The organism is Ruegeria sp. CJ6 (assembly GCF_056536665.1).
This window is the reverse complement of sequence record NZ_JBQFQB010000002.1, coordinates 364,192-377,297: the sequence shown is the minus strand read 5'-3', so window position 1 is coordinate 377,297 and position 13,106 is coordinate 364,192. Positions and strand designations below refer to the sequence as shown.

13 protein-coding genes are annotated in these 13,106 nt (G+C 56.7%); 3 read left to right on the top strand and 10 right to left on the bottom strand.

Features of this window, described 5'->3' with window-relative positions:
• Positions 1–417: 417 nt before the first annotated feature.
• Both ACR0BT_RS07390 and ACR0BT_RS07385 read right to left on the bottom strand, forming a co-directional pair.
• Positions 418–1,524 carry a ParB/RepB/Spo0J family partition protein gene (locus ACR0BT_RS07390; protein WP_480762831.1) on the bottom strand — a complete coding sequence of 369 codons (1,107 nt, stop codon included), beginning with the start codon at positions 1,522–1,524 and terminating at the stop codon, positions 418–420.
• The gene (locus tag ACR0BT_RS07385; protein WP_170423104.1) at positions 1,521–2,828 is read right to left on the bottom strand and encodes an AAA family ATPase; all 1,308 of its coding nucleotides are present in this window, start codon (positions 2,826–2,828) and stop codon (positions 1,521–1,523) included. The genes ACR0BT_RS07390 and ACR0BT_RS07385 overlap by 4 nt, the downstream gene beginning before the upstream one ends.
• Before the next feature lie 440 nt (positions 2,829–3,268).
• Between ACR0BT_RS07385 and ACR0BT_RS07380 the strand changes: the two genes are divergently transcribed.
• The 3 genes from ACR0BT_RS07380 (at position 3,269) to ACR0BT_RS07370 (ending at position 6,787) form a co-directional block, all read left to right on the top strand.
• Positions 3,269–3,982, top strand: a complete 714-nt coding sequence (locus ACR0BT_RS07380) for a DnaA N-terminal domain-containing protein (protein ID WP_480762830.1) — start codon at positions 3,269–3,271, stop codon at positions 3,980–3,982.
• A gap of 137 nt (positions 3,983–4,119) precedes the next feature.
• Positions 4,120–5,868, top strand: coding sequence for an ABC transporter ATP-binding protein (locus tag ACR0BT_RS07375; RefSeq protein WP_480502978.1), 1,749 nt, complete (start codon positions 4,120–4,122; stop codon positions 5,866–5,868).
• Positions 5,858–6,787, top strand: coding sequence for a glycosyltransferase family 2 protein (locus ACR0BT_RS07370; RefSeq protein ID WP_480762829.1), 930 nt, complete (start codon positions 5,858–5,860; stop codon positions 6,785–6,787). Before ACR0BT_RS07375 ends, ACR0BT_RS07370 begins: the two co-directional genes overlap by 11 nt.
• A gap of 258 nt (positions 6,788–7,045) precedes the next feature.
• On the opposite strand, the gene ACR0BT_RS07365 is transcribed toward ACR0BT_RS07370, so the two are convergent.
• The 8 genes from ACR0BT_RS07365 to ACR0BT_RS07330 are packed head-to-tail and all read right to left on the bottom strand — an operon-like array spanning position 7,046 to position 13,105.
• Positions 7,046–7,789 (bottom strand): ABC transporter permease, encoded by a 744-nt coding sequence (locus tag ACR0BT_RS07365; protein WP_170625596.1) that lies wholly within the window; start codon positions 7,787–7,789, stop codon positions 7,046–7,048.
• A complete protein-coding gene (locus ACR0BT_RS07360; protein ID WP_170801767.1) occupies positions 7,786–8,439 on the bottom strand; it encodes a TenA family protein in 654 nt (217 codons plus the stop codon). The genes ACR0BT_RS07365 and ACR0BT_RS07360 overlap by 4 nt, the downstream gene beginning before the upstream one ends.
• Complete coding sequence (locus tag ACR0BT_RS07355; RefSeq protein WP_480762828.1) at positions 8,436–9,161, bottom strand: ABC transporter ATP-binding protein; 726 nt, start codon at positions 9,159–9,161, stop codon at positions 8,436–8,438. The genes ACR0BT_RS07360 and ACR0BT_RS07355 overlap by 4 nt, the downstream gene beginning before the upstream one ends.
• On the bottom strand, positions 9,158–9,829 hold the full coding sequence (gene tenA / locus ACR0BT_RS07350; RefSeq protein WP_480762827.1) for a thiaminase II: 672 nt from the start codon (positions 9,827–9,829) through the stop codon (positions 9,158–9,160). Before tenA ends, ACR0BT_RS07355 begins: the two co-directional genes overlap by 4 nt.
• A complete protein-coding gene (locus ACR0BT_RS07345) occupies positions 9,826–10,734 on the bottom strand; it encodes an ABC transporter substrate-binding protein (protein WP_480763033.1) in 909 nt (302 codons plus the stop codon). Before ACR0BT_RS07345 ends, tenA begins: the two co-directional genes overlap by 4 nt.
• Positions 10,735–10,776: 42 nt before the next feature.
• On the bottom strand, positions 10,777–11,745 hold the full coding sequence (locus ACR0BT_RS07340) for a ThiF family adenylyltransferase (RefSeq protein WP_480762826.1): 969 nt from the start codon (positions 11,743–11,745) through the stop codon (positions 10,777–10,779).
• Positions 11,742–12,338 (bottom strand): thiamine phosphate synthase, encoded by a 597-nt coding sequence (locus ACR0BT_RS07335; RefSeq protein ID WP_480762825.1) that lies wholly within the window; start codon positions 12,336–12,338, stop codon positions 11,742–11,744. The genes ACR0BT_RS07340 and ACR0BT_RS07335 overlap by 4 nt, the downstream gene beginning before the upstream one ends.
• Positions 12,335–13,105 (bottom strand): thiazole synthase, encoded by a 771-nt coding sequence (locus ACR0BT_RS07330; RefSeq protein ID WP_170647008.1) that lies wholly within the window; start codon positions 13,103–13,105, stop codon positions 12,335–12,337. The genes ACR0BT_RS07335 and ACR0BT_RS07330 overlap by 4 nt, the downstream gene beginning before the upstream one ends.
• Position 13,106: the final 1 nt, after the last annotated feature.

Sequence of the window (13,106 nt, the reverse complement as noted above, 5' to 3'; positions counted from 1 at the left end):
GCCAATCCGTTATATGCTCACGCGCCTCGAATATGTTTCGGTACGCTATGTTGGTCTTCCCGTTGAAATGTAGTGCCGGGGCGCTCGAAGATAGAAGCGATCGCGTCGTCCCTGCCCTGCCGCGAAAACTGTGTATCTGTTCAGCCGCGACTAACTACATAAATTGTAGATTATCTGCCCTAGTTCCATATCAATACGTTAAGAAACCTTCTACTGATGGCCCGAACTTGTATTCGTCAACTCTGCTCGGAACGTACCTGCCCGAACTACAAAACAAGAATTTGAGGCCGGGCGGTAAAAGCTAAGCGTTTAGATGGTCTCCCAGGGTACCGTATTACACGATTGGTCTGTTTGTGCAAAAAAACGGCGCTGAAATTAACCAGCGCCGCGCTTCGGATCTATCTCGCTAAGCCCGTCTTACCCGTGGGTAAGATCGTCTTCTTCTCGCAGATCCTCGATCAAGGTGGCCACAGCACGTTCTAATTTCGCCCTATCGACACGGGTAAAATCGAGATCATAGCGAAGTTCGATCCTTCCGCTGGATGCAGAACATTTTGCAATCCCTGCCCTGCCCTTTACCTGAAACGTTGTCTTCGCGCGGCGTGGTTTACCAACGGCTTCAGCCTTTGGCTTAGCGGCGGTCGCATTTTCGATTGTGAGAAAATCGCGAAGAATGGCCACTTCGCGCACGCTGTTGCGATTTGGTTCACTCACCAAAGCCGTACTGACTTGTCGGATCAATCCGGGATCAGAGTCGAGCTTTCGTTTGAGTTCAACACCCACATTCCGTGGAATGTCGTTTGGGTGCATAAGAACCTTTTCCAACATGGCCAGCAAACTCGCAAACGCCCGTATATAGCTGCGCTTGGTATAGCTTGCAGATTTGAACAAGGTTGAAACCGCTTTGTCGACATCCGGACAATCATTGGCGGGGTCTTGCGCATAGGCACGCGCAAGCGCGCCCATTTCCGCAAACGAGATATCCTTTCGGATCAGGTTTTCATCGACCATGCGACGATAGCTATCATCCAGCTCTGCAACGTCAGAAACACCGGCCGGAATCGTCGCAAATCGCGCGTCGCCAGTTTCCTCAAGTAATGCGCGAAATGCCGATAATCTGCGCATTCCTTGAATTAACTCAAAGCGTCCATCGTTGCGACGCTCGACCCGGATCGGGTTCGAAAGACCCACATCCTGAATAGAAGCCTTCAACTCATCCAACTCAGGATCAGGGCCAGGCTTGCGGTCGCGCGTCAGGCGCTCGGTAACAACATCCGCCAATGCGATCTGTTCAATAACATACCCTTCTGAACGTAGTCGTACAAGCTCGTGCGCTAACCTGTCATTTTCGACTCTGATTGCATCTTCGGTAGTTTGCTGGTCGCGTAGCGCATTAGCGTTCTCGGAGATTGCAGTGGCCATCGGTCCGCGCCTTTTCTCAAGCGCTTTATCCGGAATCTTGCCAACCGGGATTTCTTCCATCGCTGGCATATCGATATCGAACATTCTGCGTTTTCGGCTCATACGTCATCCTCCAGCTTGTCCCAGGCCGATAGCATGACGCCCCGGAATTCATCATAAACATTATCAAATGTCGAACGCGCACGACGCCAGGTTTCCCTCGTCATCTCACGGTAATCCATCTCATAAACTGAACTCAGGAACCGACCAGATTGCTCGACCGCACGCGTCATCTCGACCGGGTGCTCGGCGAGGTGCTCACCAAAGACTTTGCGGAATGCGTCATACATCGCTGTGTGCAGTGCATTCCCCGGTTCGTAGCGCGTAAGCAAAAACCGAATTTCGCAGAATGTCTTGGGTAAACCAATCTTACCCGTGGGTAAGGTCTTGTCGAAACCATAGGCCAGATCTTCGAGGGCTTCAGCCAACTGTCCAATGAATGAGGTGGTTGAATCGTATTCCCAGTATCCGGGCCCCGACGGGATATACAACATGTCTGCTGCGAACACCGCATTCATCGATTGGTATCCTATCGCAGGCGGGCAATCGAACAGGATCAGGTCATAAGCATCATTCGGTATTTGATCCAGATAGCGGGACACAGCTGCAAAAAAAGACCACTCAGGATTCAGGTGCCGATATTGTGCTGATGCGAATTCGACGAAAGCAGCGTTGGCGCAAGAAGGGATCGCATCAATCGTTGACCACGAGGTCTGCTTGATAAAATCAGAAATGCGCAGTTCGCCGAGGCCCATATCCGTTATAGAAGGTGGTAATTCTCGGCGGGGCAGGGCGGTTCCTGACTCCGCAGCCGCAGGGCGGTTATTCATGCGCTCGGTTTCTCGGATTAGATCCCGCGCCATGATACCCCAGACGGTGAAATCTTCAGCGACATCGGTTAGACCCATCGAATGGCTGAGCGTCGCCTGAGGGTCAAAATCCACCACTAATACTCGGTAGCCGTCCAGAGCAGCGGCGTGCGCAAGATGCAACGCCACGGTCGACTTGCCAGCCCCCCCTTTGAAATTGGCAACAGCGGCCCGAACCGCCCGCTTGCCCGCAGGGCGTGGGGGAGTGAGCGCTTTGCGATTAACCTTAAGCCGCCGCCTGAGCTCATTTACCTCTTCCAGACTAAACCAACGCTGCCGCCCATCAGGCTCGACCTCGCCTCCCGGCAATGAAGGATCGGCGGCCAGCTTTCCTCGGAAAGTCGATTGGTTCACCTTAAAGATCAGCTCGGACACCTCCCAGCTTGAGAACCGCCTTAGCGTCTTCTCCATCTCAGGGCTGAAAGTCTGCTGGCGAATCCAGCCCTGCAATTTCAGGGACTGGGTGCGCAATGCATTCAGGTCTTCGTGCGTGTACATGCCTCAGTTCTCATTCTTCTGGACGTTATTTTTCTCTCTTTTGTTATTTACGCCCGATTTGCATATTTGGCAAAAGAAATTATTGTAAGGTTGTGATGTTACCCACGGGTAAGAAAATATGGCCGTATCTAGTGCTGACCGATTCGGAACGCTGCTTCTTTCTGCGATCCTCCTGACTTCGGATATCCTACCAGATTTAGGGGGACACAACTCAAGCAAATACGGCATATAGGGGGACATTATTGCTCGATAAGGGGACACCCAGTATGTCCCCCATCACCATAAATTCACCTATTTCTTTTATTTTTTGATAGCGAATAGCAGCTACCAAATAGCGTGATCTCAACGAACTCTTGACAGAATCGAAGTATTGGACGCTAATCAGTGAACAATCACGAAAAGCGTTGGGAAACGGCGCGATTACGGCGGGATCAACCCGCATGAGGCAAAAAAGAGCGGTGAGGAAACGGATGCAGGTTGCGAAACCGGTCGGGCGAAATGCGCCTGCACTGAAGTACGATATCTTGTCGGCGCTCGCCGTTCACGCCTTATCAGGTGACAAGCATCGTCATCGCAGTGTTCTTCGCATCATGACATTAATTACCACGCGCTATAACTGGCGCTCCAATGAACTGTCGATTGGTCGGGAAGAGATCGCTCGGTTGTGGTCCGTGAACGAACGCACAGTTAAACGTGAGATGGCTAAGCTGCGCAGCGCAGGCTGGATTGCGGTCAAACGACCCGCCGCTCGGGGTCGGGTTGCGGTTTATGAACTCGACCTCAAGCAGATCATGCTGGACACAATGGAAACCTGGCCCGTCATCGGGACGGATTTCCAAGAACGAATGCAGCAGAAGCCAGAGCGCGATACCAATGTTGTGCCATTTCAGTCAAAGCCATCGAACCCGCCCCCACAGGGTGAAGACGTTTGGGCACAGGTTCAATCGATCCTACATGAGCGTGACCCAGAACTTTGGTCCAGTTGGTTCAAGCATCTGAACGAAGCCGAAAGGGCAGGGGGCCTGGCGATTCTGATTGCGCCAACGCGTTTTATGGCGGATTACATTGCACAGAAATGGTCGGAGAGGGTTTTGGCCGCTTATTCGCGTGTAGACCCTTCGGTTCGAACAATTCGCATTGAAGCGGCAGAATAGGGCGCGGGCTTGCTCAACTGGCAACAGGCGACTATCTAGCGGAAACTGTTTATGAGCGCGTCAGATGTGACATAGCTCGATCCTGATCACAGTGGACATGTGCATTGCAAAAGATCAAATCAAAATTTGCGGCCGTATTGAGTGATTCCGTCCTGTGGCGACTGCTCTCCGAAAATATGCGCGAGCAAGTGGTCCCTTATACGATCGCGATCATCGCGATGGTATTTGTTGCGGCAACCACAGCAGGTATCGCCTTTATCATGCGTGATGTGGTGGATTCGCTGTTTGACAGTGAAAACTCAGCCAAGATTTTTGGCGTTTCGATGACCGTGTTCACGATTTTCCTGGTCAAAGGCATTGCAACCTACGTCCAGATTGTGGCCCTTACACGGGCTGGGAACCGGATTGTCTCGAAACAGCAGATCAAGCTTTACGACAAGCTTTTGCGGCAAGGGGTGTCATTCTTCAATTTGACAGAAAGCTCGGATCTGTTGTTGAAGGTGACGCAAACGGCCCTTGCTGCGCGCACTGTGATCGAGATCATGGTTACTACCGCTGTTCGTGACATGCTCACCCTGATCGGACTGCTCGCCGTGATGTTCTATCAGCAGCCAATCTTGTCGCTCTTTACCCTGATCGTCGGCCCTTTGGCGATTCTAGGCGTTCGGAAGCTTCTCCGCAAAGTTCGAGAGATTGCTGATATGGAACTGCAGGGGATGGGAACGATCATGAAGGTCATTCAGGAAACTTCGGCAGGTATTCGTGTGGTTAAGTCCTTCGGGCTGGAGGAACGCATGGCCCTCGAGATGAATTCGGCGGTGAAAAGCGTTGAGAAGCGCCGCAACAAGCTTGCGCGTCTGCAAGCTGCGACGAGCCCGCTGACGGATATATTGGCCGGTTTTGCAATCGCCTCGGTCATCGGATTGAGCGCTGGCAAGCTGTTTGGCGCTGCAGCGTCCACTCCGGGTGAACTGATGTCATTCGTGACAGCTGTGATGATGGCTTATGAGCCCGCGAAGCGCTTGACCAAAGTGCGGGTAAAAATGGAGCTGGGTCTGCGCCGGGTGCAAATGCTGTTCAATATGTTGGACGAGCCGGATACCCTACCGGAAGAGGCCAATCCCAAAAGCCTGCCCGACGGCCCGCGAGAGGTCGTGTTTGACGACGTTACATTCGGGTATCGCCGCAGCGATCCGATTCTGAAGGGTCTTTCGCTTACATTCGAAGCCGGACAAACCACCGCTCTCGTTGGTCTGTCCGGCGGCGGCAAGTCGACCATTCTGAATTTGGCCCTGCGCCTCTATGACCCGACCAGTGGCTCGGTATCGATCGATGGTCAGGATATCAAATACGCCTCGTTCAAATCACTGCGCCAGAACATGTCGTTCGTCGGGCAAGAGACGTTTCTGTTTTCGGCCTCAATCGCCGACAACATCCGATTTGGCCGTGAGGGTGCCTCGCAAGACGACGTGATCGAGGCTGCCAAGGCCGCGAATGCCTATGACTTCATCATGTCGCTTGAGAAAGGCTTTGACACTCTGGTTGGTGAAAATGGTGCCTTCCTGTCCGGTGGTCAAAAACAGCGCCTTGCGATTGCGCGCGCGCTTCTGCGCGACAGCCCGATCCTGCTGCTGGACGAACCAACTAGTGCGCTGGACTCGCGGTCGGAACATCTGGTTCAGGAAGCCTTGGGCCGCCTGACCGAAGGGCGTACGACAATCATCGTGGCTCACAGGCTTTCAACCATCATGCATGCGGACAAGATCGTCGTGATTGAGGCTGGTGAAGTTCTTGAGCAGGGCAGCGCCCAACAGTTGCTGAAGAAACCGGGGCCATTCAAAACCCTGTATGACCATCAGTACTCGAACGCCGTCAATGCCGAATGATTCCGACGTGATCCAACGGCCTGACATTACACAGGCGCGTTCGCCCCTGAGCGCGTCAGTGATCATCCCGACCTATCAAAGCTGGGACCAATTGCAGCTTTGTCTGGATGGGCTCGCCTCTCAGACACTGAACACAAACCAGTTCGAGATACTTGCAGTCAACAATGATCCGACCGACCCCATGCCAGACGGGTTTCGCCTGCCCGCCAACGCCCGCATCCTAAGTGAGGCAAAACCCGGCTCATACGCAGCGCGCAACCGGGGAATCGAAGAAGCCGCCTCGGAGCTACTGTTTTTCACCGACTCCGATTGTCAGCCTGACCCGCTCTATCTAGAGGCCGGGTTGAAAATAGCCGAAGACCACCCCGAGGTTAATCGCTTTGGTGGCAATGTTGTGCTGATCCCGAACGGGCAGGATTGGAAGACGACCGAACTCTATGATGTTCATTTGGGATTAGAGCAAAAAAAATGGGTGGAGCGTGGGCGCGCGGTTACGGCCAATCTGATCGTTCGGCGGGAGCTTATGGATCGCATCGGTCGGTTCAACGACACGGTGTTGTCCGGCGGGGACATGGAATGGAATGATCGTGCACAATCTGCGGGCGAAGCGATTGTGTTTGCCGAAGACGCCATCGTCCGTCACCCGGCGCGCGACAGTCTTGGGGATCACATCACCAAAGCCCGTCGTATTGAGGGTGCTAGGCTGCGCCGCAATGCCAAGCGCGGCATCGTAAATTACATCCCGCCTTTGCAGAAATTGATCCCTTCCTTCAAGACGTTGAAAAACCTTCTGAGGAATCAGTATCTGTCAACCAAACAGGCTTTTGGTGTGTGGGGCGTTCACTATGTGATCCGCGTTGCAAAAATTACGGAAACCATTCGGCTTCTCTGGCTGCGGAGGCCTGACCAGCGGAAGTAGTGGCCACTGGCAATGATAAACCACCTTCAGACCATGACGCTACGTGTTCTGGTTCGGCTTAATTCAAGTTGATCCTTACGGTAGGACTCTTGGACAAGTGACTGCGGCACACTCTGTGTTCGCCGCTCGACCAACTAGCTTTGTTTAACATGGCGCTCTGGAAATCAATGTACTCTAGCTTTGAGCTCTTTCATCACAGCTAGTGGCACGATTAAAGTCGATCTCCGCGTTCGCGTATACTTATGGTCAGTACTTTGTTCATATCTGATCACGCTGATCCAGGTACCGATTGCACAGGGCGTTGACCGTTGCGTGCAGGATGATGGTGAGTACCGCCAACACGATCAGCGCGGCGAACATCAGATCGGTTTTGGCACGGCCATTGGCCAGCAACATCAGATATCCCAGCCCACGCGACGCTCCGACCCATTCACCGATGACGGCACCGATCGGGGCATAGACGGCAGCCAGACGCAGGCCGCTGGCAAATCCGGGCAGAGCAGATGGAATACGGATGTGCAACATTACTCGGGCGGGTGACGCCCCCATGACCCGAGCCAGATCCAGCCAGTCGCGATTGCTGCGCATCAATGCATCAAAGAAAGACGAAGTAACCGGGAAATAAATGATCAGCAGCGCCATGGCGATTTTGGCCTCGAGCCCGAAGCCAAGCCACAGGGTCAGAATCGGTGCCAGGGCAAAGACGGGGATGGTCTGGGAAAACACCAAAATTGGTCGCACCAGCGCGCGTGCTAGCGGTGAGGCGGCAAGGCCGATGGCCGACAGCCCGCCCAGCACTGCGCCAAGGGCCAGCCCGATCAGCACTTCGGTCGCGGTGACCAGCCCATGCTCCAGCAGAAGGTTGCGGCTGTTCCAAATGGTTTCGGAAACCAGCGCTGGCGGGGGCAAGATAAAACGCGGCAAGCCGGTGGCCCAAACCACCAGTTGCCAAAGCGCTAGTGCCATTGCGGTGGCGGCGATACCCGCACGCCAACCTGTCATCGGGCTACCGGGAAGCCTGCCCATGCGGCATCGAAAAAGGCACGCTCAAGGGCGACGGCCTTGCCGAAGGTTGCAGCGACCTCGGCCTGTGCCTGGTCCGAAAGGGTCGACCAGATCGCGTCCAATTGCCCACGTAGGTAGGCGACCACACTTTCGAACCCGTCGCCTGAGTGCAGAGTGATCCATTCCCCCAGCCAGAACGGCAGATCTTCGGCGCGGGCTTCGACCGGGCTGGCCCAATCCAGATAGACCCATTCCGCGACCACCAACACCGCCAGCATCCGCTCGTAGCGCCCGGATGTGCGGGCTTCGTCCATCAGGGCCTGAAACGCCAGGGTTTCGGGTGCGGCTTCGCTTGCCTGGGGCACGTCCAGCGCGTCTAATGCACGCAGGAAGTACGTGTTCTCTGGCCCGCAGATCTGGCCCAGAAAGCGCGCGCCCGGCACAGCATCGGCGAGGTTGGGTGCATGCGCCACTGCTGAGGCCAGCAGACGCACGAAGCCTTCCACGAAAAGGTAATCCTGCTGTAAATAGCCAGCCATTTTGCCGTGATCGAGCGTTCCGGTAGCCAGCGCATTGGTAAAGTCATGTGTCGTGGCCGCTGTCCAGTTGTCCTGGTTCAGCGCCCTGAGAGTTTCGCTTGCGCTCATCTGTCCGTCCTGAGTTGTTGAAGCAGCGCGGCCTGGATGCCTAGCACGCCCGGATCATCAACAGGGCGCGGGATGCTGCCCATTGGAGTTTCGACCGGGTGCAGCCCGTCGCGCGTCATGATCATGATGTTCTGCCCCAGCCGCGCCACTTCGGCCGGGTCATGGGTGATAAGCAGCACCGTACGTCCCTTCAGCAGCTGTGCGGTGAGGTCCTGCATATGCACCCGAGTCAGGGCATCAAGGGCGGAAAAAGGTTCGTCCAGCAGCACAATGGGGCGGTCTTCCATCAGGGTTCGGGCCAAGGCCACGCGCTGTCTCTGCCCACCGGAGAGCTCTCCCGGTTTCTTGTCTAGATGCGCGCCTAGCCCAACTTGCTCCAGCACGTGCTCGGCTCGATCCCGGTCAAGCGTCTCGCCGCGCAATCGTGCCCCTATTGCCACATTGTCGAGCGCTGATAGCCAAGGCAGCAACAAATCACTCTGCGCCATTAGGGCCACCCGCCCGGCCAGCGCGCCACCGTCCGAGGCCCAGATTTCACCGTCCAAAGAAACATGGTCTCCCACTCCGGCCAGCAGCTTGAGCACTGTGGATTTGCCCACACCACTGGCCCCCAGAAGACAGGTCCACCGCCCTGCATCAAGTCGCAGATCAATGCCGCGCGCGATGGATGTGTCGCCAATCGACAGTGATCCGCGCAGATATAGGGCGGGGGCCGGGCTCATGGCTGCGATGCCATGCCCCAAAAGCCGACCTCAAGCTCGGTCGCCTTGTGGAAGCGGTCGCAAAGATTTGCCCAACGTGGGCAGTTTTGCGGGTCATCCCCGATGCGCCGCGCTACCACGCCATCGATCAGCGCGCCAACATCGCAGCAGACCTGTTGGTAATCTTCCCCGCCATAAGTGTTGATCCAATCGGCATAGGTTTCCGAGGTCTTTGTCGCCGAAAGCTCTGCCCCGATCTCACCATAGCCCATGACGCAGGGGGCCAGTGTGGCCAGAAGATCAAGCATATCCCCGGAATGCCCGGCATCCAGTACATAGCGTGTATAGGCAAGATTGGCCTGACGCTCTTGCGTTGCAATAAGTTCTTCCTCGGAAATCCCAGCCTTGGCACAGATGCCGATATGCAGGGCAAGCTCGTCATTGATCAGTGCATTCACTGTCCCCGCGGCGAGGCGCATATCCGCGACGGACTCGGCCTTGGTCACCACTAGCGCCCAAGCGCGGGCGAAATGGATCAAAAAAACGTAGTCCTGTTTGAGATAGTGCAAAAACGCCGCGCGCGGGAGGGTTCCATCACCCATGCCCCGCACGAATGCGTGGCGGGTATAGGCAGGCCAGGTTTCCCCGGCCGCCGCTCGCCACGCCTCAAATGAGGTACCGTAGTTCATTGTGCCCCCAGATCGACCGCGATTTTCGATACCGGGCGGGTGCCCTCGACCAAGCCGCTTTTGGCCAGAAATTCCTCGAAGCGGATGTAGCGGCCTTCGTCCAGCGCCTCAGGACGCAAGGCAAAGCGGGGTAGGGTGTCGACCCAAGCCTTTGCATTCAGCTCGTCGTCCAGCTCTTCCGCGTAGCTTTTGAAAACCTCCCAGCTTTCATCCGGGTTGTTGACGATGTATTGCGTGGCCAGCTCGGTGGCGCGCAGGAAGCGGCGCACCTTGTCCGTGTCCATCAGCTCGGGGTTGGCGACGTAAATCAACTCGTCATATGTCGGCACGCCTTCTTCTTCGACATAGAAGCATCGGCCTTCGACGCCTTCGATTTCCATCTGGTTCAGCTCAAAATTGCGATAGGCACCGATCACCGCATCGACCTGTCCGGACATGACCGACGGGCTGAGCGAGAAGTTGACGTTGATCATTTCGATCTCGTCCAGCGCGACACCGTGCTTGCCCAGCATGGCACTCAGCACCGCTTCTTCTACGCCGGCAACTGAGAACCCGATCTTGCCGCCCTTTAGCTGGCTGATCTCTTGAATCGGGCCGTCCTTTAGTGTCAGAAGACAGCTGAGCGGTGTCGCCACAAGTGTACCTACGCGCATCAGCGGCAGACCTTCGGCTACCTGTAGGTGCTGGTTTGGTTGGTAGCTCACGGCGATGTCACCCTGCCCAGCGGCCACCAGTTTCGGTGGGGCCGAGGGATCAGCAGGCGGCACAATCTCGACCTCAAGATTCTGGTCTGCGAAATAACCCTTTTGCTGCGCCACGATGATCGGACCGTGATCAGGGTTCACGAACCAATCCAGCAGCAGAGTCATCTTGTCTTGTGCCAGCGCCGGTGTAGCCATCAGCATCGCCGCTACGGTCAGAAAATGTTTCAATTCGGTTTCCTCGTTTCAGTTGTTGTCACCTAGGGCCAGAAGTTTGATTTCGGGCCCGTTTTTCGTGGAAATCCGCATCGCCGCCTGCCAGGCCCGAAGACCGGAACGGCAGGCAAGGATGAGGCGTCTGTTGTTTTGCAAAAGGGGGTCACGCGGATCGATTTCATCGACACTGAGGCGCTGAGCCCCGGCCAGCTCCGGGCCAGTTTCATCTGCGGCGCGTAGGTCGATTACCAGATCGTCGGCCCGAAGCATCTCTTGCGCTATGAAGTCCGGCTCTGGTGCGGGATCCGGCGCGCCGTCAAAGCGAAAACCGCCAAAGCGCATGCTGGTGGCCTCATAGGTCACCAGACGCCCCATTGGCGTAAGGTCCCCGCTCAGCACCGCAACCGCGATCTGCGCTTGCAGACTGCCGATCATACCCACCGTCGGGCCAAGCACGCCATCGGCGTCGCAGGAACCCAGCCTTGCAGGCAGATCCGGGAACAGTGCGCGCAGACCCGGAGCCTTGTGGCAGAAGCCTCCGACATAGCCCTCCGAGCCCACCACGCTGGCGCTGATCAGCGGCAAATCGGCATCAAGGCAAACATCCGAGGCCACATAGCTGGCGGCAAAACTGTCGGCACAATCCAGCACCAGATTGATGCCCTGACAAAGTTGCGAGGCATTGGCCGGATCAAAGCGGGTTTCGACCGGTTCGATCCGCACCTCATCATTCAGCGCCACCATTTCGCGTGCTGCCACCTGCACTTTGGATTGCCCTATGTCGCGTTCACGGAACAGCGTTTGGCGGTGCAGGTTCGACAGGCTGATCTTGTCAGCATCAACCAAACGGATACGTCCCACACCGGCCCCGACCAGATATTGCAGCACTGGTGCGGCAAGCCCTCCTGCGCCAATCACCAGTACATGCGCGGTGCGCAGGTTTTCCTGCCCCGACGCGCCAAAGCCAAGTACAGCAATCTGGCGTGCATAGCGGCTCATGGGCAGATCCTTAGCCATTCGCGTACACGGGCCTCTGGGTCGTCCTTCAAGGTGATGTCGGTCACGGCGGACACGATGTCGGCCCCGGCGGCGAAAGCACCCGGCGCGCGCTCGACCGACATGCCACCTATCGCCACAAGCGGAATAGGTCCGATCCGCGCCTTCCAGTCGGTCAGCTTTTCGACACCCTGCTGGTGCCACTTCATCTTCTTGAGGATGGTCGGATACACCGGCCCAAGCGCCACATAGTCCGGCTGCAAAGCCAGCGCACGCTTAAGCTCTGCTTCGTCATGGGTTGAGACGCCAAGTTTCAACCCGGCGGCCCGGATCGCGTCAACATCAGCGGTGTCCAGATCTTCCTGCCCCAGATGCACCCAGTCGCAGCCAAGCTCAATCGCCATTTGCCAATAGTCATTGACGACCAGAGCCGCGCCGTGGTCGCGGCACAATTCCCGCGCCTCCGCCAATTGCGCGCGCACCGCATCCAGGGGCTGTTCCTTAATGCGCAGTTGCACCAACCGCACGCCGAGCGGCAGCATTCGGCGCAGCCATGAAACGTCATCGAATATCGGGTAGAACGACGGCAGCGTCACAGCATGGCCTTTCCGAAAACAGGGGTAGAAGGCGCGGCCATGTCGCGCGGTTCCATCGCGTCGGCAACGAAGGCCAAGGCCCCGGCTTCGATCGCGCGCGCAAACGCTTCGGCCATCGCCGCCGGATCACCAGCCTTAGCGACCGCCGTGTTCAGCAGCACCGCGTCGTAGCCGATTTCCATGGCCTGTGCCGCCTGTGATGGCAGACCCAGCCCTGCATCGACCACCAGAGGCACCTCGGGGAAATGAGCCCGGACCGAGCGCAGGCCGTAGAGATTATTCAGCCCCAATCCGGTGCCGATCGGCGCACCCCAGGGCATCAGTACCCGGCAGCCTGCCTCGATCAGTTTCTCGCACAGCACCAGATCTTCGGTGCAATAGGGGAAGACGTCGAACCCATCGTCGGCAAGGATGCGCGCCGCCTCCACAAGGCCGAACGGGTCGGGCTGCAGAGTGTCGGCATGGCCGATCACCTCAAGCTTGATCCAGTTGGTCTCGAAAAGTTCGCGCGCCATCTGCGCCGTAGTGACCGCTTCGCGTACTGAGTAGCACCCGGCGGTATTGGGCAACACCTCGACACCCAAATCACGGATCAGAGACCAGAAATCCTGCCCGGCCCTTTCACCACCCGCCTCGCGACGCAGCGACACCGTGGCAATGCCTGCGCCCGAACGTCGAAACGCATCGGCGAGCACTGCGGGCGACGGATACTGCGCGGTGCCCAACATCAGGCGCGACGCTATTTCCTTGCCGTAGAATTCCGGCATG